This is a genomic window from Roseateles aquae (assembly GCF_032337115.1).
Lineage (GTDB): Bacteria > Pseudomonadota > Gammaproteobacteria > Burkholderiales > Burkholderiaceae_C > Roseateles_C > Roseateles_C aquae.
In genome coordinates this window covers 258,953-284,787 of sequence record NZ_JAVXZY010000004.1, presented here as the reverse complement: position 1 = coordinate 284,787, position 25,835 = coordinate 258,953, and the positions used below count along the sequence as shown (strand labels likewise).

The 25,835-nt window shown below is 66.6% G+C and carries 19 protein-coding genes; 8 read left to right on the top strand and 11 right to left on the bottom strand.

The features are described from left to right. Window positions 1-57: 57 nt before the first annotated feature. The 3 genes from RQP53_RS12195 (at window position 58) to RQP53_RS12185 (ending at window position 2,656) form a co-directional block, all read left to right on the top strand. On the top strand, window positions 58-1,296 hold the full coding sequence (locus tag RQP53_RS12195; protein WP_315650576.1) for an MFS transporter: 1,239 nt from the start codon (window positions 58-60) through the stop codon (window positions 1,294-1,296). Window positions 1,297-1,298: 2 nt separating this feature from the next. Next, a complete protein-coding gene (locus tag RQP53_RS12190) occupies window positions 1,299-2,369 on the top strand; it encodes a TauD/TfdA family dioxygenase (RefSeq protein ID WP_315650575.1) in 1,071 nt (356 codons plus the stop codon). Window positions 2,370-2,500: 131 nt separating this feature from the next. Beyond that, window positions 2,501-2,656: a hypothetical protein gene (locus RQP53_RS12185; protein WP_315650574.1), complete on the top strand. Its 156-nt coding sequence runs from the start codon at window positions 2,501-2,503 to the stop codon at window positions 2,654-2,656. A gap of 91 nt (window positions 2,657-2,747) precedes the next feature. On the opposite strand, the gene map is transcribed toward RQP53_RS12185, so the two are convergent. The 5 genes from map to RQP53_RS12160 all read right to left on the bottom strand — a co-directional run bounded on the left by map (window position 2,748) and on the right by RQP53_RS12160 (window position 12,434). Beyond that, window positions 2,748-3,545 (bottom strand): type I methionyl aminopeptidase, encoded by a 798-nt coding sequence (map, locus tag RQP53_RS12180; RefSeq protein ID WP_315650573.1) that lies wholly within the window; start codon window positions 3,543-3,545, stop codon window positions 2,748-2,750. A 226-nt stretch (window positions 3,546-3,771) separates the two neighbouring features. Then, a complete protein-coding gene (locus RQP53_RS12175) occupies window positions 3,772-7,395 on the bottom strand; it encodes an ABC transporter permease/M1 family aminopeptidase (RefSeq protein WP_315650572.1) in 3,624 nt (1,207 codons plus the stop codon). An 11-nt stretch (window positions 7,396-7,406) separates the two neighbouring features. Beyond that, window positions 7,407-8,309 (bottom strand): ABC transporter ATP-binding protein, encoded by a 903-nt coding sequence (locus RQP53_RS12170; RefSeq protein ID WP_315650571.1) that lies wholly within the window; start codon window positions 8,307-8,309, stop codon window positions 7,407-7,409. A gap of 241 nt (window positions 8,310-8,550) precedes the next feature. Then, window positions 8,551-10,872 carry an alkaline phosphatase D family protein gene (locus tag RQP53_RS12165; protein ID WP_315650570.1) on the bottom strand — a complete coding sequence of 774 codons (2,322 nt, stop codon included), beginning with the start codon at window positions 10,870-10,872 and terminating at the stop codon, window positions 8,551-8,553. A gap of 77 nt (window positions 10,873-10,949) precedes the next feature. Continuing rightward, on the bottom strand, window positions 10,950-12,434 hold the full coding sequence (locus tag RQP53_RS12160; protein ID WP_315650569.1) for an OmpP1/FadL family transporter: 1,485 nt from the start codon (window positions 12,432-12,434) through the stop codon (window positions 10,950-10,952). A gap of 228 nt (window positions 12,435-12,662) precedes the next feature. Between RQP53_RS12160 and RQP53_RS12155 the strand changes: the two genes are divergently transcribed. Continuing rightward, the gene (locus RQP53_RS12155; RefSeq protein WP_315650568.1) at window positions 12,663-13,331 is read left to right on the top strand and encodes a lysoplasmalogenase; all 669 of its coding nucleotides are present in this window, start codon (window positions 12,663-12,665) and stop codon (window positions 13,329-13,331) included. A gap of 21 nt (window positions 13,332-13,352) precedes the next feature. On the opposite strand, the gene RQP53_RS12150 is transcribed toward RQP53_RS12155, so the two are convergent. The 3 genes from RQP53_RS12150 to RQP53_RS12140 are packed head-to-tail and all read right to left on the bottom strand — an operon-like array spanning window position 13,353 to window position 16,091. After that, window positions 13,353-14,201 carry a LytR/AlgR family response regulator transcription factor gene (locus RQP53_RS12150; RefSeq protein WP_315650567.1) on the bottom strand — a complete coding sequence of 283 codons (849 nt, stop codon included), beginning with the start codon at window positions 14,199-14,201 and terminating at the stop codon, window positions 13,353-13,355. A gap of 22 nt (window positions 14,202-14,223) precedes the next feature. After that, window positions 14,224-14,634 carry a hypothetical protein gene (locus RQP53_RS12145; protein ID WP_315650566.1) on the bottom strand — a complete coding sequence of 137 codons (411 nt, stop codon included), beginning with the start codon at window positions 14,632-14,634 and terminating at the stop codon, window positions 14,224-14,226. Further along, window positions 14,631-16,091, bottom strand: a complete 1,461-nt coding sequence (locus RQP53_RS12140; RefSeq protein ID WP_315650565.1) for a sensor histidine kinase — start codon at window positions 16,089-16,091, stop codon at window positions 14,631-14,633. The genes RQP53_RS12145 and RQP53_RS12140 overlap by 4 nt, the downstream gene beginning before the upstream one ends. Before the next feature lie 406 nt (window positions 16,092-16,497). Here RQP53_RS12140 and RQP53_RS12135 point away from each other — a divergent pair, with 406 nt between their 5' ends. Next, the gene (locus RQP53_RS12135; RefSeq protein ID WP_315650564.1) at window positions 16,498-18,369 is read left to right on the top strand and encodes a methyl-accepting chemotaxis protein; all 1,872 of its coding nucleotides are present in this window, start codon (window positions 16,498-16,500) and stop codon (window positions 18,367-18,369) included. A 58-nt stretch (window positions 18,370-18,427) separates the two neighbouring features. On the opposite strand, the gene RQP53_RS12130 is transcribed toward RQP53_RS12135, so the two are convergent. The 3 genes from RQP53_RS12130 to RQP53_RS12120 are packed head-to-tail and all read right to left on the bottom strand — an operon-like array spanning window position 18,428 to window position 20,282. Then, window positions 18,428-18,997, bottom strand: a complete 570-nt coding sequence (locus RQP53_RS12130; RefSeq protein ID WP_315650563.1) for a YceI family protein — start codon at window positions 18,995-18,997, stop codon at window positions 18,428-18,430. A gap of 47 nt (window positions 18,998-19,044) precedes the next feature. Further along, window positions 19,045-19,701, bottom strand: coding sequence for a YceI family protein (locus RQP53_RS12125; protein WP_315650562.1), 657 nt, complete (start codon window positions 19,699-19,701; stop codon window positions 19,045-19,047). Between the two features lie 23 nt (window positions 19,702-19,724). Further along, entirely contained in the window at window positions 19,725-20,282 is a 558-nt protein-coding gene (locus RQP53_RS12120) for a cytochrome b (protein WP_315650561.1), read from the bottom strand. A 297-nt stretch (window positions 20,283-20,579) separates the two neighbouring features. On the opposite strand from RQP53_RS12120, the gene RQP53_RS12115 reads away from it, so the two are divergent. From RQP53_RS12115 to RQP53_RS12105, 3 genes are all read left to right on the top strand, one after another. Continuing rightward, the gene (locus RQP53_RS12115; protein ID WP_315650560.1) at window positions 20,580-21,164 is read left to right on the top strand and encodes an HD domain-containing protein; all 585 of its coding nucleotides are present in this window, start codon (window positions 20,580-20,582) and stop codon (window positions 21,162-21,164) included. 391 nt (window positions 21,165-21,555) lie between these two features. Further along, the gene (locus tag RQP53_RS12110) at window positions 21,556-23,367 is read left to right on the top strand and encodes a PAS domain-containing protein (protein ID WP_315650559.1); all 1,812 of its coding nucleotides are present in this window, start codon (window positions 21,556-21,558) and stop codon (window positions 23,365-23,367) included. A 15-nt stretch (window positions 23,368-23,382) separates the two neighbouring features. Continuing rightward, window positions 23,383-25,791 carry a two-component system response regulator gene (locus RQP53_RS12105; RefSeq protein WP_315650558.1) on the top strand — a complete coding sequence of 803 codons (2,409 nt, stop codon included), beginning with the start codon at window positions 23,383-23,385 and terminating at the stop codon, window positions 25,789-25,791. Window positions 25,792-25,835: the final 44 nt, after the last annotated feature.

Sequence of the window (25,835 nt, the reverse complement as noted above, 5' to 3'; positions counted from 1 at the left end):
CACAGCGCTGATTTAAAGATATTTCACAGCAAAGCCACCAGGCCCTAAGGTCGTGGCATGGCAACCTCCGCGCAGCCGCACAGGGCCTGGAAAGCGCAACTGGCCGTGACGCTGGCGGCGCTGGCCAGCTTTGCGGTGCTGTACTGCACGCAGGCCTTGCTGCCCGCGCTGCAGCAGCGCTATGGCCTCAGCCTGGCCGAGTCGGGCAGCCTGCTGATGCTGACGCTGCTGGGGCTGTCGTTGACGGCACCGTTCAGCTGCGCACTGGCCAGTCACTGGTCGCCGCGCCCGTTGCTGCTGCTGGGCTTGCTGGGCTTGGCTGTCAGCAGCGTGGCGTTGGGTCTGTGCCGTACCCAGATGGAATTGCTGACCTTGCGGCTGCTGCAGGGCCTGCTCTTGCCGCTGGTGCTGGCGGCCCTGCTGGGCAGTCTGCCGCAGCTGCAGCAAGGGATGGGTGGGCGCACGCTGTCCGCCAGCTATGTCTGCGGCACGGTGCTTGGCGGCGTGCTTGGGCGCGCTCTGCCGGCGGCGCTATTGCCGGCCTGGCAATGGCCGGGGGCCTTCGCCGGCTTGGCGCTGTTGCAGGGGCTGCTGGCGTTGCTGGTCTGGCGCTTGCTGCCCGCTGACCTCGTTCGACAGCCAGCCGGCGATCGCGACAGCGCCGTGACGCAGGAGCCGCTGAGCTGGGCGCTGCTGTGGCGAGCGATGCGCCCGCTGGTTGCCGCGGGCTTCTGCCTGCTGTTCGCTCAGGCATCGGTGTTCAGCTTCATCGTGCCGCGACTCAGTGCCGCACCGTGGCATTGGTCGGCGTCACAGGTCGGAGCGCTTTACCTGCTGTTTCTGCCTTCGGCTGCCTTGGTCCACGTGGCGCCCTGGCTGATGCGGCGTTGTGGCGTGCTGCGGTTGCTGCTGGCCGCGCTGGGCCTGAGCTGGGTGGGCCTGCTGCTGAGCCTGAGCGCGCAGACGCCCTGGCTGCTGCTGGGGCTGGGCTTGTTCGCGTTGGCAGTGTTTGTCGCACAAGCTGGCCTGGCCGAACTGGTCGGGCGTCGCTGCCCCGCGGCAGCGCGGCGCGCTGCAGGGATTTATCTGTCGGCCTACTACCTTGGCGGAGCCTGCGGCGCTGTGCTGCCCGCCTGGGTCTGGGACCGGGGCGCCTGGCCTGGCTGCCTGCTGACAGTTGCGGCGGTACAGCTGCTCCTGCTGCTACCGCTGGGCTGGCGGGCCTGGCGGCACGGCGCGGCGGCCCGCCAAGCGTCGGCAGCACTCATGTTTTCTTGTCAGAAAGGGAGCGGATGATGATGAAGCAATTGCGACAGGCCGGCTTGTCATTGAGCCCGGTGGCGATGGAGCGTGGATGGGGGGCTGAGGGGATGAGAATTCTGCAGGCGGTGGCTTCGCACCACCGCCACGCGGCCTGGTACCAGCAGATCAGCAGGACCGACGATCTGCATTTGCAGGCCATGTTGGGCGATGACCTGCGCAGTGTTGCTCCGGGCCTGGCACGGCTGGCCGAGCGGCTCAAGGCCGAGATGGCTGCCGCCGGTTGCGGGGTACTGGTGCCGTCGCTGGGGTTGGCAGGCCTCGATGCGCAAACCCGGGCCCGGCTGGTCTATGCGCTGTGTGCCTGCATAGGCAGGCCGACGGCGACCGATTTCCGCAAGAGCCAGCTCATCTGGGATGTGCAGAACCGCACGCCGCTTGCGAGCTCGGCGCAGCTGGCTGGCGTCGAGTCGCCCGCCTATTACGCGACCTTCTCCGAACATGACCGCGAGGCCGACTATCACAGCGACACCCAGTACTACCCGATGCCAGAACGCATGGTGCTGCTCTATGTGATGGAGGCGGCGGACTGTGGCGGCGGTGTATCGCGGGTCAGCGATGCGCGGGCCTTGCGTACCGAACTCGATCAAGCCACGACGGCCTGGGCCTACCGCGCGCTCAGCGAGCGACCGCTGCCCTTTCGCGTGCCCGATGCATTCCGCACCAGCGACAGCCCGGATGCTGTGCAGGCCACACTGGCGCCGGTGTTCGCCAGCGAGCCGGCGATCCGTTACCGGCGCGACACCTTGCGCAGCGGCGTCGCCCTGTTCCCCGAGCATGCCGACGACGAGCAACGCGCGGCGCTGGAAGTCTTCGAGGCCGCGCTGGCGCGATCGACGCGGGTGGCCGAATTTGCGCTACCCCGCGATAGCCTGCTGCTGCTGGACAACCATCAAGCCCTGCATGCCCGCAGCGCGTTCAGCGACGCAGGCCGGCATCTGCTGCGCATCCGTCTGCGTGGCGACGAGCCCGAGCATGGGCAGGCGCCTTACCGCTTGATTGAGCGGCGAATCGGTTCGCCTGCGGTGCCAGCGTCGTCGCTGGCCTGAACGCTCGGGGCGGCGTCGGCCTAAGCGCCTGTGCGCCGCCCACCAGGAGGTTTCTGTGGGCGGTCCGCTGCGGAACAATGCCGGCCATTCACTGACGGCAGGACATGCGGGGGGGGGGGGGCACGTCGGCGATGGCCAGAGCAGGCTCACGGACCCAATCGCTGACCGCGGCCTGGCGCACCATGCAGCTGGCGCTGTTGCTCGTGACGCGGTTGGCCGCCGGCGTCCATGCCGACGAGCGCATCACGCTGCAGACGCGCCGCATCACACCCTCGATACGGCGGTGAGAGCTGCGCCGGCAGGCTACTTGGACGGTGGCATATGCCTGCGGCCGACACGCCCTGCGGCTTGGCTGCGTTGACGGCGCAAACGCCGCGTTCAGGCAATTGCCGGATAGCTGCCCAGCCCGTCCGGCCAGGGCGTCAGGATCTCGAAGCCCTCGGCGGTGACCAGCACCATATGCTCCCACTGGGCTGACAGCGAGCGGTCGATGGTGACCACGGTCCAGCCATCGGCCAGTTCGCGGATGCCGCGTTTGCCGGCGTTGATCATCGGCTCGACGGTGAAGATCATGCCTTCCTTCAGGCGCAGGCCGTCGCCGGGCTTGCCGAAATGCAGCACATGGGGCGCGTCGTGATAGATGTCGCCAATGCCATGGCCGCCATACTCGCGTACGACGCTGAAGCCCTCGCGATGGGCAACGCGCTGGATCGCAAAGCCGACATCACCGAGCGTCGCTCCAGGCTTGACCTTCTTGATGCCGGCGCACATCGCCTCATAGCAGGTCTCGACCAGGCGCTTGGCCTGTGGCTTGGGTTCGCCGACGAAGTACATGCGGCTGGTGTCGCCGAACCAGCCGTCCTTGATCAGCGCCACATCGAGGTTGACGATATCGCCGTCGCGCAGCACCGTCTTGGCCGAAGGGATGCCGTGGCAGACCACCTCGTTGACCGAGGCGCACAGAGTCTTCGGATAGCCGTGATAGCCGATATTGGCCGGCGTGACCTTCAGCTCGTCAACGATGAAGTCGTGGCAGAGCTTGTCCAGATCGTCGGTGCTGACGCCGGGCTGCACATGCGGCGTGATCATGGCCAGCACCTGAGCGGCCAGGCGGCCGGCCTCGCGGGCCTTGGCAATCTCTTCGGGGCTGCGGATCTTGACGGCTGTGGACTTCATGCGGCTGGGTTCTCGTGATGCAAACAGCTGTTTGCGCGGTGGTGGGAATTCAGTCAAGACAAACCACAGAGACACAGGGTCACAGAGACGGCCGCGCTGGAAGGCCCGATTTCTCCATGGCTCTGTGGTTTGCATTGGCCGCGTTCTCGATGCAGCGGCAACACGCCCCAAGCTGATGCAAAAAGGCCCGGGCCATCGCTGGTCCGGGCCTGCACTCGCTGGCAGATCAGTTCAGGCTGACCTTGGCGAGGTTGTCGTCCGCGTTGCGGTCGATGCGCATATTGTAGGGATCGACGCCGACGAACTTCGGCTCGGCATCGAGCAGCAGCGTGATCTGCTGCTTGCCCGAGACCAGTGGGCGGCGCTCCAGCAGCAGCACCGCAGCCTTGCTGAAGCCCTTCTTGCCGGGCTCGGCGGTGAAGGCGCCAATCTCGAAGCCCTCGGCCAGCGGCGCCTCGGTCTCCTTGCCCTTGCCATCGGCATAGAGCTTCTTGGCCTCGACGCTGAACGTGACTTCGTACTTGCCATCGGCGCGCTTCTTGGCCGTGGCCTCGCTGGCCTTCAGATCGTAGAGCGTGATCTTCTCGAACAGATCGGTGATCAGCTGCTCGTGTTGCGGTCCGGCCTCGGCGCGCAAGAGGCGCAGGAAGTCGGTCGAGGCCGGGTAGGGCGCCGACTTGAAGGCGTACTGCGCGATCAGCTTCTGCAGCGCGCGGTTGACGACGTCCTCGCCGACCACCTCCTTCAGCCAGTACATGGTCAGCGCACCCTTGCGGTAATGCACATAGCCCTGGTCTTCGACGCGGGCCAGCGGCAGCTCCTCGACCCGCTCGCCGCCGCGATCGCGCAGATAGCGGTCCAGCTCCAGCTTGAGGAATTTGCGCAGCTGGTCGCGACCGTGCATCTTCTCCATCACCAGGAGCGCCGAGTACTGGGCGAAGGACTCCGACAGCAGCGTCATGCCCTGCTTGTCGGCGCCCACCACCTGATGCGCCCACCACTGGTGGCCGATCTCGTGCGCGGTGACATAGCTGACCAGATCGATGTTGTCGTCCTGCTGCTCTTCCTTGTAGGCCTGGATAAAGCCAATGCCTTCCGAATAGGGCACCGTGCCGGCAAAGGCCTGGGCAAAACGCGAGTAGGCCGGGAACTCGAGGATGCGGGTCTGGCGGAACTGGTAGTTCGAGAAGGCCGTGCTGAACACATCGAGCGAGGTCTTCATCGCATTCAGCATGCGCGGCACATTGCTGGCGTGTGGCGGATGGAAGTAGACGCTCAGGTCGACCTTCTGGCCGTCCTTGCCCGTCCACTGATCGCGCTCAATCGCATAGCGTGCCGACTGCAGCGAGAAGAAGTTGTGGATTGGCGCCTCGGTCTTGGTCACCAGGGTGCGGCGACGACCCATTGGCGTTTCGGCCGTGGTGTCGCTGACCGTGTAGCCCGGCGCCAGCGGCACCTGATCGGCATCGGTGCTCAAGGTGATGTCGGCCGTCACCCAGTCGCTGTCATGGCGCAGATAGTGGTGGGCATTGGCCGCCTCGTCTTCCAGCTTGGCCACGCGCAACTCGGCCGGCAGGCCGTATTTGCGCCGCTTGCTGCGGTCCTGGATGAAGATATTGCGGTTCACGCCCAGCACCGGCGTCAGCGCGAAGTTGTTGAGGAAGCTGCCGTTGTCGACGATCTGGGTTTGCGGCCTGTCGTTGACGAAGCCGAGCTGGCCGCGCACCGTCTTGAAGCGCAGCTGGCGCTGCTCTCCGGGCTGCATCGGCGTCGCCAGGCTGTAGATGCGGTAGCCGAAGCGGGCGTATTCCTTTTGCAGCGTGGCGCCGTCCAGCTCCAGCTGCTCGATCTTCAGCAGTGGGTCGAGGCGGACGTGAACGGTGCTGAGCGCCTGGCCGGTGCGGTTCTCCAGCCGGTAGCTGCCTTCCGTGACGGCACGGATCTGCTTGGGGAAGAGATCGACCTTCAGCGTGACATGGGTGATGCTGGGCAGGGGCAGCTTCTCGAAGCCCAGCAGCTCGCGCTCGGCATCGGCCTGCAGCTGCTCGCTCTCGGGCTCGGTCTCGTACTTGTTCAGCACATTGCTGTTGTAGAAGATCCAGCTGCCGCTGCCGACCCAGGCCAAGGTGAACAGGCCCAGCAGCACGCCCGGCGTGCCCTTGAGCCGGCCGCCCAGGCGGGCCAGGCGCGGGCTCAATCGGGTCTCGGCACCACGGCGCCACATCAGGTGCGTGGCCACCAGCAGCATGGCGGCAAAGGCCAGCCAGTAGACCTGGTGCCAGGCGCGACCGATCCAGAAATGGCCCATGCCATTCATGTCGGACAGCGGCACATTGGCCGTGTCGGCGTAGTTGTAGAGCTTGTGCTCAAAGCCCATCTGGCCCATCACCATGCCGATCACGGCATAGACCAGCATCAGCCCCCAGCCGATGAATTTGTGCGGCACCAGGGCCTGGGCGAAGACCGACAGCACCGCCAGCAGCAGCGCGGTGATGAAGCTGGGCAGCACGAACCACAGGGCATAGGCCAGCGGTTCGAGATGGGTGTAGCCATGAACGAGCTGGAACACGGCGCCGGTCAGCGCGCCCACCACAAAGGTGGCCAGCAGCACCCCGGCGATGGCGATGATCTTGGGCAGCAGGAAGGCCCAGTTCGGCGCCGCGCTGGCATCGACGATTTCGTGGATGCGGCGTTCGCGATCACGCCAGACCAGTTCGCCGGCGTAGTAGACGGCGATGATGATGGGGATCAGCGTGAAGCTGCCCATCAAGGCCTCAACGGTGGCGCGGGTCACCGGCAGGTAGCTGACGCCACGGGCTTCGCCGGTCACGATCAGGCTGCCGATCGAATTGAACACGCCCAACATCAGCAGCACGAAGAAGGCCGGGCTCTTGAACACAAAGGCCATGTCAAAGCGCGTCAGCGCCTTGAACTGCAGCCAGCGGGCGTAGCCGCTGTCGCTCGGGCTGCCCAGTGGCCGCGGGCTCGGCGCCGGGTCCGCCTTGCCGGGCTTGGCGGCCTTGCTGGCCTTGGCGGCTTTGTCGAGGCGCTGGCCCTGCACGTCAAAACGGAACAGCCGGTAGGCCAGCGCAAACAGCAGCGCGCCGACGCCCAGCCAGAGCAGTCGGTTCCACAGCAGCACGCCGCTCAAGGCGGGCAGCAGGGTGTTGCGGTCGGCGGTGGTCCAGTACTTGGTGATGCGGCCCAGCGTGCCAACGGCAAAGGGGTCGGCCAGCGAGGATGCGGTGTCCAGCGAGGGATCGGACAGCAGGCCGCGGCTGATGACGAACAGCACCATGAAAGCGACCGCGCCGACATAGCTCCACATCATCGAGCGCGTGGCGGTGGCCAGCGCGAAGAAGCCGGCGCTCATCAGCACCAGCGTCGGCAGGCTGAACACAAAGGTCGCCCACAGATAGTGCTGCAGCACCAGCGGGCCGACCTTCTCGGCATCCAGCCAGGGCATCTTCGAACCGATCAGTATGGCCAGCGGCACCGACAGCATGACCAGAAAGGCCACCAGCAGGGCGCCGCTGAAGCGCCCCACAAGATAGTCGAACTTGCTGATCCGGGTGGCGCGCAGAATCGGCGCAAAGCCGGTCTCGTCATCGCGGATGACGACGTTGGCCACAAAGGCGGTGACGACGAAGATCGCCATCAGGTTCATGATGCCCACCGTCTGCAGGATGGCGTAGGGCGAGTTGATATTGACGTTGCCCTTGGCACCGATCTGGATCTGGTCCACGGTCACGGCGCCAAAGGTCAGCAGGAAAAAGATCAGGAAGGCGACCACGAACAGCGGCGAGCGCAGCTGGTAGCGCGCCTCGAAGGCGGCAATCTTGGCAAGCATGGCCGTCCCCCTCAAGCGGCAGCCGCGGCGCTGGCCTGCGCACTGCGGCGCGACTGGGCCAGCGTGGCGAAATACAGGTCTTCCAGGCTGCCTTCGATCGGCTCGAAGCCGGCCTCGGGGCAGGCGTCGGCCAGCACATGGATGACGGTCTGGCCACCGCGCAGGCGGTTGGCGATCACCGTCATCTCGGCCTGATAACGCGACAGTTCGGCGGCCGCGATGCTGCGCCGCCAGACCCGGCCCTGCAGCGAGCGGGTCAGTTCCTGCGGCACGCCGGTCTGCACGATGCGGCCCTGGGCCAGCACGGCCATGCGCGGGCAGAGGTCGGCCACGTCCTCGACGATGTGGGTGGACAGGATGACGACCACCTGCTCGCCGATCTCGGCCAGCAGATTGTTGAAGCGGTTGCGTTCCTCGGGGTCGAGGCCGGCGGTGGGCTCGTCAACGATGATCAGCTGCGGCTTGCCGATCAGTGCCTGGGCCACGCCAAAGCGCTGGCGCATGCCGCCGGAGAAGCCGGCGACGGCCTTCTTGCGCACATCCCAGAGATTGACTTGGGTGAGCAGGGTTTCCACCGTGTCCTTGCGCTCGCCGCGCTGGGCGATGCCCTTGAGCACGGCCAGATGGTCAAGCAGATCGTAGGCCGAGACGCGCGGGTAGACGCCGAAGTCCTGCGGCAGATAACCCAGCGTCGCGCGCAGGCGCTCCGGCTGCTTGATCACATCGATATCGCCAAACTGGATACTGCCGGCGCTTGGCGTCTGCAGGGTGGCAATGCAGCGCATCAGGGTCGACTTGCCGGCGCCGTTGGGGCCGAGCAGGCCGAACATGCCTTTGGGAATGTCAAGGCTGGCGTTGTCCAGCGCACGGGTGCCGTTGGCATAGACATGGGTCAGGCCGGAGAGCTTGAGCATCGGTGGGTTCCTCGGTTGGGGAAGGCTGCCCGTTCGGCGCCTTGCTTGCCGACCGAGTCATGGCTTCCATAGTTGTTGTCTGCCGCAGATGTGGCAACGCCGCGCAGTGTCTCCACCACGCGGCGTTGCTTCCAGCCGCTTGCGAGCAAGCGGCCGATTCAGCGGTTGGGCTGCGTTGTAAGCGGTATCAGCCGCAAGCCGTGACCGAGATTTCCCTGGTTTGCCTCAGCTATCGCCCAGCTCAGACCTTGCTGACGCTGGGCGAGCCGGCCGGCACGCGCAGCTTGGTCACGGAAGCCACCGGCGCGGCCGGCAGTTCGCCGTTGCTCAGGCGAGCCAGCTTGCGGAACTCGCACAGCAGCTCGGTCTTGCTCAGCGTGACCACGGCAAAGCCCTGCGCGTCGGTGTCCGTGTGGACCAGCGAGGGGTTGTTGGCGCTCGGGGCGATGCCGGTCGTGCTGTTGGCGAAGGGGTTCAGGCGCTTGACCACCTCGGTAGCCGGCACGAAATTGACCGGAATGCCCAGTGCGGCGGCCAGCTTCTGCGCGATCAGACCGTACAGCGTCATCGCAGCCGCCGAGCGCGAGGCGCCCGCCAGTGCGGCGATGGTGTTGGCGATCACGCCGCCCATCTGGCCGCCCAGGGTTTCGTCCAGCGTGTTGATCGCCGCGGTGGACAGGCCCGGCGTTGGCGCCACGGCGGCCGCTGGAATCAGACCGGCCTGGATGGCGCCGCCGACGGCAGCCTGGATGGCGGCCGTGTTGCTGAGGTCGGTGACGCCGGCGCCCATGGCGATGGCAGCGGACAGCATCTGGATCGCGATGCCTTCGGCCACGGCCTCGTTCAGCACCACCAGTGGCTGGATGGCGGCAAAGGCGGGGGCGGCCGAGGCGGCACGCAAATAGCTGAAGAAGGAGTCGCTGGACAGACCGGCGGTGACCAGATCGACCATGGCCGGCTTGGGCGTGTCGGCGCTGTAGTCGTCCATCACCACGCCGGCAAAGAAGGCGTGGATGTCGCCGGTCAGCGCCACCACATTGCTGACCTTGTTGGCGATCAGGTGCTGCATCAGCAGCTTGCGCTCGGCGTTATAGCCATCCCATTGGTCGGCGTTGAGCAGGAAGCGGGTCTTGAAGGCGGCCGGCGCGCTCGGGATCTTGGCGATGTCGACCGACATCTTCAAGAGCGAGGTTTCATTGCCCCACAGCTTCCAGGTGGCGCTGGAGTTCTTCATCGTGTCCATCCACCACTGGCGCTGGCTGCCGCCCAGCATGGAGACCAGCGCATAGGGGTCGGGCAGGCTCTTGCCGGCGGCGATCTTCTGCGCCTCGACGCCGTAGACCGAGGTCTCGGGCACGAAGTAGCGCGCGCCGACCTCGCCCAGCGGCTGGCCGGTCAGCGGGCTTGGTGCCGCCTCGGGGATCATGTGGTCGGCGCGGTAGAGGCGCTGGTCGGTCATCACCAGATGCATCAGCTTGCCGAACTTCAGGTCGCGGTAGATGCGGATATTGGCGATGCCGTAGCCGGGGTCCAGCGTGAACGTCACATCGGCCGGCATGAACTCGAACCAGGCCTGGCTGGCCGAGCGGCGGCGCGTCGGCTGGGCGGTGTTGTCGCCGCCGGTGGCGGGGTTGTACGTGCCGTTGTCGTAGGTCTCGCGGTCCTGCCAGCAGTCGTTGGAGAACTCGTGGTCGTCCCAGATGGCGACGAAGGCAAAGCGCTCGTGCAGCGCCTGCAGCCGCGGGTCGGTGCGGTAGCGCTTGTACAGATAGCGGTAGTCGGCCAGGGTGCTGGCGTACTTGGCGCCGCCGCCGAGATCGCCGCCATCGGGCAGCTTCAGGGCCGGGTGGGCCGCTTCCACCGCACCGGCCTGGAAGCTGGCGCCGACGGTTTCATAGATGTAGTCGCCGAGGTGGACGATGAAGTCCAGGTTCTCCTGTGCCAGCGCGCTCATGCCGGCCCAGTGGTTGATGCTCCAGTCCTGGCAGGTGATGAAGGCGAACTTCAGCGCATCGATGTCGGCATCGGCAGCCGGGGCGGTCTTGAAGCGGCCGACCTTGGAGCGGCTGTCGCCCGCGGTGAACTGGTAGTAGTAGACGGTGGCGGCCTTGAGGCCGCTGATGCGATGGCGCAGCGTGTTGTCGTAGAAGCCGTAGACCGGCACATCGACCTCGGCATCCATCGTGCCTGCCAGCGCATTGGTGGTGCTCAGATTGGCGGCGTTGTCGGCGCTGCTGATGCGAAGCTTGACCTGGAAGCTGCTGGCATTGGCGCTGCTCGTCACATCGTCGGCGCTGGTCGGCACGACGCGGGCCCAGAGCAGGGCGCCATCGGGGCGCGGGTCGCCCGAGGCCACGCTTTGCGGGAACTTGTAGGCGCCGCTGGCCGCCGGGGTGGCCGGCAGCGGGGTGTCGGTGCCGGGGAAGGTCGGCGGCAGTGGCTGAACCTCAGCGCCGTCGGAGCCGCCGCCGGTGCAGCCGGCGAGGCCGCCCAGGGCCGAGGAAGCGGTGATCAGTGCGCCGGTCTGCACGGCCGTGCGGCGCAGGAAACTGCGTCTATCCATGATGGTGTCTCGATTCAATCAGGTGTTGGGGTCAGGTCTTGCCCATAGGGGGGGGCCTGACGCTCAGAATTTGTGGCTCAGAACTTGTGATTGAGCTGCACGCCAAAGGTCGTGGCCGAGGCCTTGTAGTTGCCGCGCACCGTCGAGTAGGCGCAGTTGCAGGGCGTGGCGCCCTCGGCGTCGTCGGTGGCCTGCATCGGCGCGTCCTTCAGCTTGATGTAGCCGAAGGCCAGATCGACGCTGGTCTGCGCGTTGAACTGGTAGTTGGCACCCAGGGCCAGCCAGCTGCGGTCGGAATCGGGCAGGGCCGGGCTGCGGTAGACGGTCTGCACCGGCGATCGGTCCAGCGACACGCCGCCGCGCAGCAGCAGCTGATCGTTGACGCGGTAGGTCGCGCCCAGCGACAGGCGCCAGACGTCTCTCCAGTGCTCGGCGGTGATCGAGGGCGCGGTCGTGCTGTCGAAGTCGATGCGCAGCGTGTCCAGCAGCGACTGGCGGTACCAGCTTGCCTCGGCCATCACGGCGAACTTCGCCGTGTACTGGTGGTAGGCCTGGAAGGACAGCGAGTCCGGCGTCTTCACGCCCAGGCTAGCGCCGGAGTCGTTGTGGTCCAGCTTGGCATGGCCGTCATAGGGGCTGCCGGTGGCGGCGGCCAGCACTTCGGCCGGCAGATTGGCCGGCTGGCTCCAGTCGGCCGAGCCCTTCAGCTTGTGCGCGACGCTGGAGCGCCAGGCGATGCCGAAGCGGGTCTTCTCGTCGGCTTCCCACAGCAGGGCCAGATTGGCGCCAATGCCCCAGTCGCTGCCCTTGATGTCGATGCCGCCGTCGAAAGCCGGATTGCCGAACACCTGGGCCGCCTGCTGCTGCAGCTGCAAGGCCAGGCCGGGCGCGCCGGCGGCGGCGGCCTTCTGTGCCGCGCCGAGCAGGCCGGCGGCGAACACCGAGGCGTAGGGCACGGCGCGTTGCAGATGGCCATGCATGTACTCGGCGCTCACGCCCGCGGCCAGCGAGAGCTTGTCGCTCAGCTTCCAGGCCACGTTCGGGTTGAAGGCCAACGACTTCAGCTCCACCGAGTTCAGGTTGTAGCGGCCACCCCAGCCCGGCGCGTAGTCGAGCTTGGCGCCCGAGGGCACGTAGATGCCCAGGCCGTAGGCCAGCGTGTCCGAGGCCTTGTAGGCGGCGTACAGATGCGGCACCCAGGCGTCGGCCGCGGGCTTGACCGTATCGCCGGCCTTGGAGATGGCCACCGGCTTGAAGCCGCTGCCGGGCAGGCTGATCACGGAGCCGGCGTCGGTGAAGCGCACATCGGGGCGCACATGATCGAGCACGCCGGAGAAATTCCAGCCCGACAGCCGCGTCAACGCGGCCGGGTTGGCGTAAATCGTCGAGGCATCGGCCCCTTCGGCGCCATTGGCATTGGCCGTGCCCTCGGCGGCGGCGCTCTGCGTACCGAAACGGTAGCCAGAGGCCTGGGCGGCACTGCACAGCAGGGCCAGGCTCAGGGGGGCAAGGGCGAACAGGACGGCGCGCGCGGCGGCCGGTCTGCGGGAAGCACGGACCATGGGGGTCTCCTTCGTTCTCGGCGGCCTTTGCGTCAACGTGCGCGCGGCCGGTTTTTTGGGTGAGAAGCGATTCTGCTGAGCGGCCACAACATGCCCAGCGGGTAAGAACGGAGACTGTCGCTTGCCGTCAACGAAGCCTTGCCGATTAGAGAATTGACTCCAAATGAAAAGCGGCTCTCAGGGGCAAACCCGCTGCGTCAGCAGTGCAGCGCTCGGGACAATGCCGGCATGCGAAATTACCGACTGCTGCCGCTGCTGACCCTGATCAGCGCCCTGCTGGCCATCGTGGCCCTGGACGGGCTGGGCCTGCCGCGCGAAATGGGCTTCATCGCCAAGCCGCTGACCACCGTGCTGATCATCCTGTTTGCCTGGCCGCGTGGCGAGGACACGCCGGTGATGGCGCGGCGCATCCGCTTCGGTCTGCTGTTCTCACTGGGCGGCGACGTATTCCTGCTGTGGCCTGAGCAGGGCTTTTTGCCAGGCCTGCTGAGCTTTTTGCTGGCGCATCTTTGCTATATCGCCGCCTTTTGCGTGCCGACTCGGCTGGCCAGGCCGCTGTGGCCACTGCTGATGTTCGCCGCCATTGCGGTGATGGTGCTGCTGAAGCTGTGGCCGGGCATTGCCGGCGATTTGCGGGCACCGGTCGTCATCTATGTGGCCTGCCTGGCCACGATGGCGGCCCAGGCCTGGGCCTGGTGGCGCAGCGCCATGGGCACGGCGGCTGAGGCACGTGCGCGGCTGGCGGCCTGGGGCGGCACGCTGTTCATGTTCTCGGACGCGCTGATCGCGATCAACAAGTTCGCCGTGCCGCTGCCTTATGCAGCGCTGCTGGTGCTGTCCAGCTACTGGCTGGCGCAGAGCTTTTTCACGCTGAGCCTGGAGGCGCCGCGGCGCTGAGCCGCTCGCCCAGGCCGCGCCTCACATGCCCTTGAACAGGTGGGTGTAGCTGCGGCTGACTTCCAGCTTTTCCGTCAGGCCCTTGACGCCGACCAGTTGGCGGCCGCGGAAATCACGGGTAATGCCGTTGATGGCCTTCACATTGACCAGGGTCGAGCGGTGGATCTGCCAGAACAGGGCCGGGTCCAGCTCGTCGACCAGCTCCTTGATCGGCTTGCGAATCAAGGCCTCCAGCGTGGCGGTCTGCACCCGGGTGTACTTCTCATCGCTGATGAAGAACAGCACATCGTCTACCGGAATCATCTGGATGGCCTGGCCGACGGTGGCCTGGATCCACTGCAGGTACTTGGGCGCACCGCCCGGGTTCATCTGCGCCGAGAGCTTGTGCAACAGCTGCTGCAGCGGCGCGGCCGGGCCGGCTTCGGCGGCACTGGCCGGCTCCTCGCCGTCCTGGCGCTGCGCCAGCCGCTTCTTGATGCGCGCCACCGTCACCAGCAGGCGTTCGCGCTCGGCCGGCTTCAGCACATAGTCGGCCACGCCCTGCTCGAAGGCCTCGACGGCGTACTGGTCGTAGGCAGTGATGAAGACGATCTCCGGCACCAGCCAGCTGTCGTCCTCGGGCAACTGGGCGATCTGCCGTGCCGCCTCGACGCCGGTCAGCCCCGGCATGCGGATGTCCAGAAAAACCAGATCGGGCTTGTGTTCGCGGCACAGCTCAACCGCCTCCAGGCCGTTCTTGGCCTCGGCGACGATGTCCAGATCGGGCCAGACCTCGATCAGGCGGCTGCGCAGTTGTTCGCGCATCAGCCGTTCATCGTCGGCCAGCACGGCACGCACGCGGCCGCTTTCGGGGATGTGGGTTGTGTTCATGGCGGCAATGCTAGCGGCAAGCTCAGCGATAGTGGCGCGCGGGCGGCTCGGACTTTCTGCGTGGCGAACGCAGCAACAGCCAGAGCAGCAGCACGACGAAGAACAGTGGCGAGAACAGCACCGCGCCGACACTGCCGGCGGCCAGCGCCAGCCCGCCGATCACGCAGCACAGCACCAGCAGCGGCAGGCCGACGCTCAAGAGCAGCACCAGCGGCAGCACGATGCACATCACCAGCGCGGTGATGCCGAGGCCGAGCCCCAGGCCCAGCCAGTCGCCCAGGTCCATGCTGTTGAAGCTGAGATCGTCGCCATTGATGCTGACGTTGAAGCCCGGATCGCTGCCGAACTCGTGGAACATCGCCACGCCGCTGCAGACGCCGATCAGCACCAGCACCAGGCTGAAGGCGAACACCAGTTTGAACAGGGTTCTCATGTCGAGGCTCCTTCCTCATTGCGGCTGCGATAGGGCACGGTGATGGTGACCACGGTGCCCGATGGTTGGTTTTCGCTGATCGTCACGCTGCCCCGGCTGCCGTAGAGCAGCATCAGGCGTTCGCGGATATTGGCCAGGCCGACGCCGGTGCCGGCGGTGGCCGCGCGGCCAAAGCCCAGGCCGGTGTCGGCCACCGTCACGGCCAGCTTGCCGTGGACGATCTCGGCGCGCACCTTCAGGCTGCCGCCCTCGGCCTTGGGTTCCAGGCCGTGCTTGATCGCGTTCTCGACCAGGCTCTGGATCATCATCGGCGGGAACTCGGCAGAAAGCAGGCCCTCAGGCACATCGATCTCGGTCTGCAGCCGCTCTTCCATACGCACCTTGAGGATTTCGAGATAGGGGCGAATGACGGCCAGTTCGCGGCCCAGGTCGCGCACCCCGCTGGCATTGGCCTCGCGCATCGTCGGCATCGAGGCGCGCAGGAGGGCGATCAGATTGCGCTGCATCTGCGAGGCGCGTGGCGGGTCGGTTTCGATCAGGTGGTCGATCGAGGCCAGGGTGTTGAACAGGAAATGCGGCTCGACCTGGGCCTGCATCGCCGCCATCCGTGCCTCGACGACCTGGCGCTTCAGCGATTCGGCCTCGGCCGTTTCGGCGGCCTGTGCGGCCTTGACCTCAGCCTGGATGCGGCCCTTGTAGGTGATCTTGATGACGGCCGAGGCCAGCACGATGAGCGCCGCCAGATCGACCAGGAAGTCGCCCAGATGGATCACGCGGGTGCGTGAGTGCGAGCCGTTGCTTTGTACTTCATCGAGCAGGCGCTGCGTCTCCTCGCGCACCTGTTCGGCCGACTGCTGTGCTTCACGCGCATCGGCCTGCTCCTGCTCGGCTTCTTCCTTGGCCTCGCGGGCTTCCTGCACCGCCTTTTCCAGTTCGGCGCGGGCTTCTTCGACCGCGCGTTTGATCTCGGCCTTGTCGGCAGACTTGGGCAGGCGGATGTTCACGCCCGGCGCGATGATGGCGAAACCACCGGACGCCGCCGTGGCGGGTTCAGCGGCTTCGGCCGGAGCGGGGCTTTCGGCGGGTTTGGCGGCTTCGGCCGGGCTGGCGCTTTTGCCAGGGGTCACACGGATGCCGTGTTCATCAATGCTGACTTCGTAATGAACGCCGTCGCCCTTGTCATGCTTGTCGGCTAGCGGCTTGACCTTGGCCGGTTTTTGCGGCTTCGGCAATTTGGGCAGCCTGGGCACATCCTCGACCTGCTCAGTGATGCGCCAAGTGAAGGGGGGCAGCGATTGCAGGATGTTGGCGCCGATCAGCAGCAGCAGGGCCAACACGACGAAGCGCCGCCAGCTGATGCTGACCAGCCAGCTGGCGTAGACATGGAAGCCATGAACGACAGCGCTGGAAAAGCGTTGCCAGCGTTCGTACCAGGTGGGAGGGTGGGAGACGTTCATCACGGGACCTTTTGTTGTCCCGGACTGTACGCAAGCCGTTGCGCCCGACCTAAGCCTTAGCGATGTTCTGCATCAAAACAATGACGGCCTGCACGCGCGGCAGACAGACGCGAGGCCCAGACCGGCCGTTTGCGACCAGGGCCTCGCGCTCGGCTCAGCGCCAGGTCTGCACCAGCAAGAGCAGCAGCAAGGCTGCGGCCACTGCCAGTTGCAGGATTCGTTGTTGCGTCATGCGCATGGAGTACTCCCTCTTGTTCAATCCTGGTACAGGCCCCTCGTGATCTTTCTCACAAAAAGGGCTGCCACGTTTGTTTTTGCTAGGGCATACCCGGGGGGTGTCATCTTGGCATCACTTGCGCCCTGCAAGCTGGCAAAAAGTGTTGCAACTTGTTCGTCGGGAGTGGAGATGATTCTGAATCGTGTGAGCCTGCGCTGGCGGCTCCTGCTGGTGGGCCTGCTGTGCCTGCTGGCCTGTTTGCTGCCCTTGGTGCAGGGCCTGCTGCAAAGCCAGCAGCAGCTGCGTCAGCTGGCCAGCCAGCGTGCCGTCTTGCCACTGAATCAGCAGCTGCAGGGCTTGCAGGCCCAGCTGCAGCAGCACCGCGCGGCCAGCTTGCAGGCCTTGCGCGGCGACAGCGCGGCCTTGGCACAGGCCGAGCAGCTGAGACAGGGCGTGCAAAAGGACCTGGCCGCACTCAAGCAAGCTGCCACGCGGGTGCCGTTGGCGCCTGCGGCGGCGTTGGCGGCCTGGCCCGCCGAGGGCCAGGCCCTGCTCGAGCAGGCACAACAGCCAGGTCAGACCGTGCAGCAGGTGATGCAAGCCTATGCCCCGCTGCAGCAGCGTTGGCAGCAGCAGATCGATGAGCTGAACCAGCAGGCCGGCATGTTCGACGACCCGCTGGCCGCTGCTGCCGCCAGCGCCAGCCTGCAGCAGGCGCCGCGGGTGCTCGAAGCCTTGGCGGAACTGCGCGATCTTGCGCGCCTGGCCCAGCTCGACGATGTGGCGGCGATGAGCACGGCGCAAACCCGCTTCACCCTGCATGCGCAGACCATGCAGGCCCAGCTGCGCCGCGCGCTGCAGCTCGACGGCGCCAGCACGTTGCCGCTGCAGGGCCTGGTTGCCCAGCAGCGCGAGCTGGCGCAGACGCTGAGCCAGGCGATCGCCGACCCCGCTTTTCCGCTGGAGCAGCTGGTGCAGGCCCTGGAGCAGGCGCAGGACGCGCAAGCAGCCAGCGGCAAGCAGATGCTGGCCTTGCTGAACCAGAAGCTCGGTGAGCGTGAGGCCGTGTTGGTGGCGCGCAGCCGCTGGCAGCTGGTCGGCAGCGCGGCCTTTCTGATCGCCGTGGTGGTGCTGCTCTGGTGGACGCTGGTGTCGACACTGCGCGGCCTCGATGCGGTGGTGCGCGTGGCCGAGCGGGTTGCGGCCGGCGATCTGGCCGCGCCGGTGGTGCTGGCTGGCAGCCCCGAGCTGCGCAGGTTGCAGCAGGCGGTGGAGGCGATGCGTCTGGGCCTGCGCCATGTGGTGCAGGACATTCAGCAGGCCTCAACGCTGATCCTTGGGGCGGCCGGCGATATCCGCGCCGGTCATGAAGACCTGAGCCGGCGCAGTGAGCAGGCCGCCTGCAGCCTGCAGCAGACCAGCGCCAGCATGGAGCAGCTCAGCGAGGCGGTGCATGGCACGGCCAGCCTGGCCACACAGGCCAGCGAAGCCGCCAACGAGGCCAGTGCGGTGGCACGGCGCAGCGGCGCTGCGGTGCAGGACATGATTCACAACATGCAGGGGCTGAACGCGGTGTCGGGCCAGATCGCCAGCATCAGCGGCGTCATCGATGGCATCGCCTTCCAGACCAATCTGCTGGCGCTCAATGCGGCGGTAGAGGCGGCGCGTGCCGGCGAACAGGGCCGCGGCTTTGCCGTCGTGGCTGCCGAGGTGCGCGCCTTGGCGCAGCGCTGCTCGGCCGCGGCGCGCGAGATCCAGCAGCTGATTGCGCATTCGGTCGAGCGCGTCGAGCAGGGCAATCGCCTCGCCGATGGCGCTGGCGGCATGATGCAGCAGGTGCTGCAGCGGGCCGACGCGGTGGCGCGGATGATTGCGCAGATCCAGGGCAAGTCGGCCAGCCAGCATCAGGACATCAGTCAGGTCAGCGGCGCGGTGCAGCAGCTCGACGAGGTGGCCCAGCAGAATGCCGCGCTGGTGCTGCAAAGCGGCGAGGCGGCCGCGGCCCTGAGCCAACAGGCGCAACAACTGACCTTGCAGGTGGGGCAGTTCCGGCTCGGCTGAGCACGCCAAGCAAAAGGCCCCGCATCGGCGGGGCCTTTCCTCTTCAAACGCGGTGCGCTTACTGGCGCACGGCTTCGACCTGGATCACCAGCTTGACTTCCTTGGGGAAGCCCCAGGCCAGGCCGTAGTCGATGCCCCATTGGGTGCGGTCGATGGTGGCGCTGAAATCGCCACCGCACACTTCGCGCTTGATCATCGGGCTTTGATAGCAGTTGAAGTTGCTGGCCTTCAGCGTCACCGGCGCGGTCTTGTCCTTCAGCGTCAGCTGGCCGCTGACTTCGCTGACCTTGTCGCCATTGAAGACAAATTTGTCGCCGACGAACTTGGCAGTCGGGAACTTGGCCGAGGCGAAGAAGTCATCGCTTTGCAGATGCTTGTCCATGCCCATCACGCCGGTGTTGACCGAGGCGATGTCAAAGCTGATCTCGACCTTGCCGGTCTTGGCGGCGCGGTCCAGCTGCACCGTGCCTTCCTTCTTGTCGAAGCGGCCACGATTGGTCGAGGTGCCGAAGTGGCTGATCTCGTAGGTCACGAAGGTGTGCGTCGGCTCGATCGTGTAGCTGGCGCTTTCGGCCTGGGCGAAGGTGGCGGTGGCCAGCAGGGCCAGGCTCAGCAGGGTCTTGGTCATGGATGTTCCAGATTTGGGGTTGGGGAGGAGGGAAAAGAGGCGGCGCTTCAGAGTGCGGCAACGCCGCTGAAGGCCAGCTTGAACTTCACTTGCACATCGTTGGCGACCATGGAGGTGTCGCTCCACTCGCCATCACCGATCTTGAATTCGAGGCGCTTGAGCACGAAGCCGCCGGTGGCGGTGCTGACGCCATTGGCCTGCGCCAGTGCCAGGGGCACGACGATGTCGCGCTGCTGGCCCTTGATCGTCAGCTTGCCGGCCACCTCGTAGCGGCCGCCGCCCAGCGCCTTGATGGCGCTGCTCTGGAAGCTGGCCTGGGCGGCCTTCTTGCTGTCGAACCAGGCCGGCTTGGCCAGCTCGGCGTCCAGCATCGGGTCGCCCAGCGTGACGCTGGCCAGATCGATGTTGAAGGCGACGTTGCCGGCCTCGGGCTTCTTGGGGTCAAAGGCCAGCTTGGCCTCGAAGCGCTTGAAACTGCCATCGACCGGCACACCCATCTGGCGGCTGGTGAAGCGCAGCTCGCTCTGCGCGGCCAGCAGCTGCGGGGCCGCCTCAGTTTTGGCCTCGGGCTTGGCTGCAGTCGCGGCGCTGGCCGGCTTGGCGGGGCCAGGTTTTGCCTGGGCCAGGGCCGGCGCTGTGAAGGCGAACGCGCCAAGGCCGGCCAGCATCAGGGCCAGGGTGGTGTGAGTCAGAGTGCGGGGCATGGTGTGGGTATCCTGTTTGTGTTTCAGCCGCGGCCGGGCAGCATCCGTTGCAGCAGGCCGTCCTTGTCGATCAGCTGGTGTTTGACGGCGGCGGCCACATGGGCGCCGACCAGCAGGGCCAGGCCCCAGGCCAGCAGTTCATGCAGTTCCTTCAGCTGGTGGGCCAGGGCCTTGTCGACCGGCACGAAGTCGGGCAGCGGCAGCACGCCGAACCAGACGATGGGGAAGCCGGCCGCCGAGCTGTAGGCCCAGCCGGACAGCGGGATGGCAAAGAAGCTCAGATAGAGCAGGCCATGAACGAGGTGGGCGGCGCGCGCCTGCCAGGCCGGCATGGGCAGATCGGCCGGCGGCTTGTTCGCCAGGCGCCAGAGCAGGCGCAGCGCCGACAGCGCCAGAATCGTGACGCCGGCCCATTTGTGCCAGTTGTAGAGCTTCAGCCGCGTCGGCGACAGCGGCAGATCGCTCATGTACAGGCCCATGCAAAACGCACCGACGATGGCCAGTGCCAGCAGCCAGTGCAGAAAGATGGCCAGGCCGTTGTAGCGGCTGGCAGGCGTTTGGAGGGAAGGGCGGCTGTTCATGTTCTTGGGCTCCCGGCTTTGATGTTGGGCAGTGTGCCCGCGGCTGAGCGGCGGGCGGTTCATCGCGCTTGAGGGGACTGTTCATCCGTTTTGAATGAACGGCTCCGGACGCTACGAAGATCGCCCGGGTTTGGCAAGTGCCTGGGCAAGCACCCTGTCACAGCAGGGTCACCCGCGCCGGACAGACTGAGGCACATCCTGCGCAGCGTGCCGGGACTGCCGGTGCCGTCTGTGCGCCGCCGGGCAGTTCGGCGGCGGCCGCAGCGGTGTCGTACCTCAACGGGATGGAGCGTCAGCATGGATCTGATCGGCAAGATTGAAGCGTTGTTCCTGCGCCGCGGAGGCCTCGCCTACTGCGTTCATGGTCTTGAGCATCGCGAACCGGTGACTGCTCTGCAACATGCCCTGCAATGTGCGCAGCTGGCCGAATGGGCCCATGCCGACATCAGCCTGGTGGCGGCGGCGCTCTTGCATGACCTCGGCCAGCTGATTGACGCTGCGCCCGAGCAGGCCTTGCAGGACGATGAGCACGAGCGCCGTGCACTGACCCTGCTGGCCACCGGCTTTGGCGCCGAGGTGCTGGAGCCGATTCGACTGCACGTGCAGGCCAAGCGTTATCTCGTCAGCACCGAAGCTGGCTATGAGCAGGCGCTGTCGCCCGCTTCACGGCACAGCCTGACGCTGCAGGGCGGCCGTATGAATGCCGAGGAGCGCCTGCTCTTTCTGGCCCAGCCCCATGCCAGTGCGGCACTGCAGCTGCGCCGCTGGGACGACCTGGCCAAGCACCCCGGCAAACGCACGCCGCCGCTGGCCTACTACATGTCCTTGTTGGATGAGCTGCTGCGCGAAACGCGCACACCGCCGCGTCTGCTCATCGCTTGATCGTTGCATCTCCCTCTTGAGGGGGATAGCGCCGCTGCGGCGGCAACCAGATACTGCTTTCCAGATCACGCGCTGCCTGGACCTCAGCGTGCTGATCGAGGGGAGGAGTGCTATGCCGACATCCGAAAGCTCGCGAGGGCCGAGGTTGTCGGCATAGTCATTTCTGGGCCTGGATTCTGCGCTCGTGCGCTGGCGGCTGTGCAGCGAATTACTTGGAATCGATTGCGGCCACGGCTGAAACGGGGCCGGGTGTAACAGTCCCAAATGATCCGGGCGTGAATCGACGCCGCTTGATATAAATCATCCACAGCACCGGGCCGCAACGCGGCTCTGAAACGCGGGTCCGGGAGCTCAACGCCTATCGCCTCTTCAGGGGCAGCAGGGAGGCGGGATGTCGAACAGCAGCGTTGAGGGTGCCGGCTTGGCCCAGGCAGCCTTGCAAGCTTTGATGTGCAACGATTTGCCGATCGGCCTGGCCGTGCTGGATCATGAGCTTCGCTATCTGCAGATCAACGAGATGCTGGCGCGTGCCAACGGGCTCAGCGTGCAAGAGCATCTCGGCCGCACCGTGCGCGAGGTGCTGCCCGATGCTGCCGATTCCATCGAACCGCTGTTGCAGCGTGTGCTGAACGGGGGTGAGGCCTTGCGCAATCTCCAGATTGAAGCCGAGGTGCCCAGCCTGCCGGGCGAGCTATCGGCCTGGGAGGCCAGTTATCTGCCGCTGCGCGGCACGGCGGGGCACACCGAAGGCATCCTGGTGCAGGCGATCAATCGTTCGCTGGAGCGCGGCCTGCAGCGGCAGCAAGAGGCCAGCGAGACTTATCTGCGGCGCGTGCTGGACAGCCTGTTCGTGTTCGTCGGCGTGCTCGATACCGAGGGCCGTCTGCTCGAGGCCAATCGTGCGCCGCTGGAGGCCGGTGACGTCGAGCTCGAGCAGGTACGTGGCCGCTATGTCTGGGACACCCCCTGGTGGAGCCACGATGTGGCCGAGCAGGCCTGGCTGCGTGATGCGGTGCGTCAGGCCGCTGAGGGTCAGGTCTTGCGTCGCGATCTGGTGGTGCGCATGGCCGGCGACAGCCGCATGGCGGTCGACTTCATGTTGGCGCCCTTGCGCGACGATGCAGGCCGCATCACCCACCTGATTCCGTCCGGCATGGATATCAGCGCCCGCCGCGCCAGCGAGCTGGCCCTGCAAGACAGCGAGGCGCGCTACCGCCGCATGTTCGAAGGCTCGACTGTGGGCAAAGCGCTGATCGATGGCGAGGGCCATATCGTGCTGGCCAACGCCAGCCTCGCGGCGCTGTTCGGCTACCAGGCCGAGGCCATGGTCGGACTGTCGGTGCACGCCTTGGTGCCGGCCGCACAGCGTGGTCATCATGCCGAACAGCTGCAGCGCTATATGCAGGCGCCGACGCTTCGCTACATGGCCCAGCGCCAGGCGCTGTGCGCGCTGCGTCGCGACGGCAGTGAGTTCCCGGTCGAGATCGCACTCAATCCAATGCCGGGCGGCCAGCAGGTGCTGATGACGCTGGTTGACGTGACCGAGCGGCGGGCGGCGATGGAGCAGATAGAACGAGCCTTGGTCGAAAAGACGGTGTTGCTGAACGAGCTGCACCACCGGGTCAAGAACAATCTGCAGGTCATCTGCAGCTTGCTCAGCCTGCAGGCCGCCCATGCCGAACCGGCGGTGCGGCTGGCCTTGCGCGACAGCCAGGCGCGCGTGCGCGCAATGGCGCTGCTGCACCAGCTGCTGTTCGAGCGGGCCGATCTCAGCGCACTGGAGCTGGGGCCCTATCTGCAACGCCTGGGTAGCCTGCTGCGCGAGACCAACCTGGATGCCGCGGCGGTGCAGCTGATAGTCGAGGCGCCGATGAGCGGGCTCAGCGTGACGATGGCTCAGGCCGTGCCTTGCGGGCTGCTCGTCAACGAGCTGATCACCAATGCGCTCAAGCATGCCTTTCCGGGCGGTCGTCGTGGCCAGGTTGTCGTGCGCGCCTGGGCCGAGGACGGCGGCGTGGCGGTGGAAGTGCGGGACGATGGCATCGGCCTGCCCGCCGGCGTGGGCCTGGGCGATGGAGGCGGCGGTGGGCTGGGCTTTCAGTTACTGCCGCTGCTGGCCGAGCAGTGTCAGGGCCGGCTGAGCTTGCAGGGGCAGCCGGGTACCAGGGTTTGTTTGCAGATACCTTTGTCGTTGAGCGTCTGAAGCAGGGAGAGCGAATTGACAGCAGTACTAGAGCGCCGTTTGCGCGTGCAGATCGTCGAGGATGAACGCATCGTCGCGCTGGACCTGCGTAGCGGGCTGGAGCAGATGGGCTACGAGGTCGTTGGCATCGCAGCCAATGAAAGCGCAGCGCTGGAGTTGGCCGATCGAACCGCGCCCGACCTGGTGCTGATGGACATTCATCTGGACCGCGGCAGCGACGGCATTGCCGCGGCCCGCCAGCTGCGCGAGCGCTATGCCGTGCCGGTGGTCTTTCTGACCGCCTATAGCGAACCCGAAACGCTGAGCCGTGCGGCCGAGTCGGCGCCGTATGGCTATCTGCTCAAGCCCTTCGAGCTGCGCGAGCTCAATGCCACGGTGCGCATGGCCATGGCCCGGCGCGCCGAGGAACGCAAGACCGAGGCCGCCGAGCGGCGCCTGCTGCTGGCACTGGAGTCCGCGCGGATGACGGTGCTGGAGCTGGATGCGAGCAGCAGCCGCCTGCGCTGGAGCGGCCATGCGCACAATCCCGCGCTCGCCGAGCTGTCCCGCACACTGACGCTGGCCGAGCTGCAACGCCAGCTCGACGCCGGCGGGCGCAGCGCGCTGGATGCCTTGATCCTGCGCGGCGAGCCGGTGGATCGCACCTGCGCCTGGGCCGCGCCGGACGCCGCGCCGCGCTGGCTGGAGATCCACGCCCGCCACTTCGAGAGCGAGGCCCTGATCATGGGCATGGTGCGCGACGTGACCGATCGGGTCCATGCCGAGGCCAGGCTGCGCCAGGCCGTGGCCGCGTTTGATGCGACCGAGGAGGCCATGCTCTTCCTCGATGGCCTGCAACGCGTGCTCAGCTGCAATCCAGCCTTCAGCACCTTGACGCTGTGGACCGAAGACGAGGTGCGCGGCCGCTGCCCGCACGACTTCCTTTACGCCCGCCGCCATGGCGACCGCGCCGAGCTGCCGCAGCAGGCCCATCATGGCGAGGTGACCTGCTGGCGCCGTGATGGCAGCACCTTCCCGGCCCTGGAACACCTGTCCCCGGTGCTCGATGAGAATGGCGAGGCGACGCATTTTGTGCTCAGCTTTGCCGACATCAGCGAGATCCGCGACACCCAGTTCAAGCTGCAGCATCTGGCCCTGCACGACCCGCTGACCGGCCTGGGCAACCGCCTGCATCTGCAGGAAACGCTGCAAGCCCATCAACAAGGCGCGTTGGCGCTGATCTTTCTCGACCTCGATGGCTTCAAAACCATCAATGACACGCTCGGCCATGAGACCGGTGATGAGCTGCTCAAGGCGATTGCCACACGCTTGAGCGCGCTGCTGCGCCGCGAAGACCTGGCGGTGCGCCTGGGCGGGGACGAGTTCGTCGTGCTGATGGCCGAACCGCGCCGTGCCGAGGATGCCTTGCAGCTGGCCGAGAAGCTGCTTCACGCCGTGGCCCAGCCGGTGCAGCTGGCGGCGCAGCGCATCTGCGTCAGCGCCAGTGCTGGCGTGGCGCTGTACCCGCAGCAGCTCAGCAGCCCTGGCGCCTTGCTGAAGGCCGCGGACGCGGCGATGTACGAGGCCAAGGCCCGTGGCCGCAACCGCGCCTCGCTGTTCGACAACAGCATGACCCAGGAAGCCAGCGCCCTGCTGCAGATTGAGCAAGGCCTGCGCCAGGTCTTGCAGACGCGTCAGCTGCGCTTGCACTGGCAACCCATGGTGCGCCTCGCCGACGGCGCCATCATCGGCGCCGAAGCGCTGCTGCGCTGGCACCATCCCAAGCTGGGCGAGATCGGGCCGCAGCGCTTCATCCCGGTGGCCGAGTCCTGCGGCTTGATCTGTGCGATTGGCAGCTGGGTGCTGGAGCAGGCCTGTGGACAGCTGGCTGAATGGCGCGCGGCAGGGCTGCTGTTGCCGCGCATTGCCGTCAATGTCTCGGTGCGGCAGTTCGAGCAGCAGGATCTGCTCGGCCAGGTGCGTGAGCTGCTGCGCCGCCATGCGCTGCCGCCCGATTGCCTGGAGCTGGAAGTGACCGAGAGCCTGTTTGCGCAGGCGGCCCAGCTGCGCGGCGTGCTGCAGCAGCTGCGCGCCCTGGGCGTGCGCATCGCGCTCGACGATTTCGGCACCGGCTTCTCCTCGCTCGGGCAGCTGACGGCGCTGCCGCTGGACCGGCTGAAGATTGATCGCAGCTTTGTCGCCGAACTCGGGCACTCCAATGATGCCGCGGCGGTGGTGCTGGCGGTGGTGACGCTGGCACGCAGCCTGGGACTGGCGGTGATTGCCGAGGGCGTGGAGACCGAGGCGCAGCGCGAACATTTGCGCGAATTGGGTGTCGAGGAGGCGCAGGGTTGGCTGTATCACCGGGCCTTGTCGGCGGCGGCGATCACTGCGCTGCTGGATGCCCGCGGCGGCCGCTTGCAGTTGCCGCCGAAAGCGCTCTGAACCTGGCAGCATCCACCCGCGGCACGGGCCGCAGCAGGCTATAG

Excerpts from the sequence above, each read along its gene's own strand:
- RQP53_RS12195 (WP_315650576.1), top strand. The coding sequence starts at position 58 with ATGGCAACCTCCGCGCAGCCGCACAGGGCCTGGAAAGCGCAACTGGCC.
- RQP53_RS12190 (WP_315650575.1), top strand. The coding sequence starts at position 1,299 with ATGAAGCAATTGCGACAGGCCGGCTTGTCATTGAGCCCGGTGGCGATG.
- RQP53_RS12185 (WP_315650574.1), top strand. The coding sequence starts at position 2,501 with ATGGCCAGAGCAGGCTCACGGACCCAATCGCTGACCGCGGCCTGGCGC.
- map (WP_315650573.1), bottom strand. The coding sequence starts at position 3,545 with ATGAAGTCCACAGCCGTCAAGATCCGCAGCCCCGAAGAGATTGCCAAG.
- RQP53_RS12175 (WP_315650572.1), bottom strand. The coding sequence starts at position 7,395 with ATGCTTGCCAAGATTGCCGCCTTCGAGGCGCGCTACCAGCTGCGCTCG.
- RQP53_RS12170 (WP_315650571.1), bottom strand. The coding sequence starts at position 8,309 with ATGCTCAAGCTCTCCGGCCTGACCCATGTCTATGCCAACGGCACCCGT.
- RQP53_RS12165 (WP_315650570.1), bottom strand. The coding sequence starts at position 10,872 with ATGGATAGACGCAGTTTCCTGCGCCGCACGGCCGTGCAGACCGGCGCA.
- RQP53_RS12160 (WP_315650569.1), bottom strand. The coding sequence starts at position 12,434 with ATGGTCCGTGCTTCCCGCAGACCGGCCGCCGCGCGCGCCGTCCTGTTC.
- RQP53_RS12155 (WP_315650568.1), top strand. The coding sequence starts at position 12,663 with ATGCGAAATTACCGACTGCTGCCGCTGCTGACCCTGATCAGCGCCCTG.
- RQP53_RS12150 (WP_315650567.1), bottom strand. The coding sequence starts at position 14,201 with ATGAACACAACCCACATCCCCGAAAGCGGCCGCGTGCGTGCCGTGCTG.
- RQP53_RS12145 (WP_315650566.1), bottom strand. The coding sequence starts at position 14,634 with ATGAGAACCCTGTTCAAACTGGTGTTCGCCTTCAGCCTGGTGCTGGTG.
- RQP53_RS12140 (WP_315650565.1), bottom strand. The coding sequence starts at position 16,091 with ATGAACGTCTCCCACCCTCCCACCTGGTACGAACGCTGGCAACGCTTT.
- RQP53_RS12135 (WP_315650564.1), top strand. The coding sequence starts at position 16,498 with ATGATTCTGAATCGTGTGAGCCTGCGCTGGCGGCTCCTGCTGGTGGGC.
- RQP53_RS12130 (WP_315650563.1), bottom strand. The coding sequence starts at position 18,997 with ATGACCAAGACCCTGCTGAGCCTGGCCCTGCTGGCCACCGCCACCTTC.
- RQP53_RS12125 (WP_315650562.1), bottom strand. The coding sequence starts at position 19,701 with ATGCCCCGCACTCTGACTCACACCACCCTGGCCCTGATGCTGGCCGGC.
- RQP53_RS12120 (WP_315650561.1), bottom strand. The coding sequence starts at position 20,282 with ATGAACAGCCGCCCTTCCCTCCAAACGCCTGCCAGCCGCTACAACGGC.
- RQP53_RS12115 (WP_315650560.1), top strand. The coding sequence starts at position 20,580 with ATGGATCTGATCGGCAAGATTGAAGCGTTGTTCCTGCGCCGCGGAGGC.
- RQP53_RS12110 (WP_315650559.1), top strand. The coding sequence starts at position 21,556 with ATGTCGAACAGCAGCGTTGAGGGTGCCGGCTTGGCCCAGGCAGCCTTG.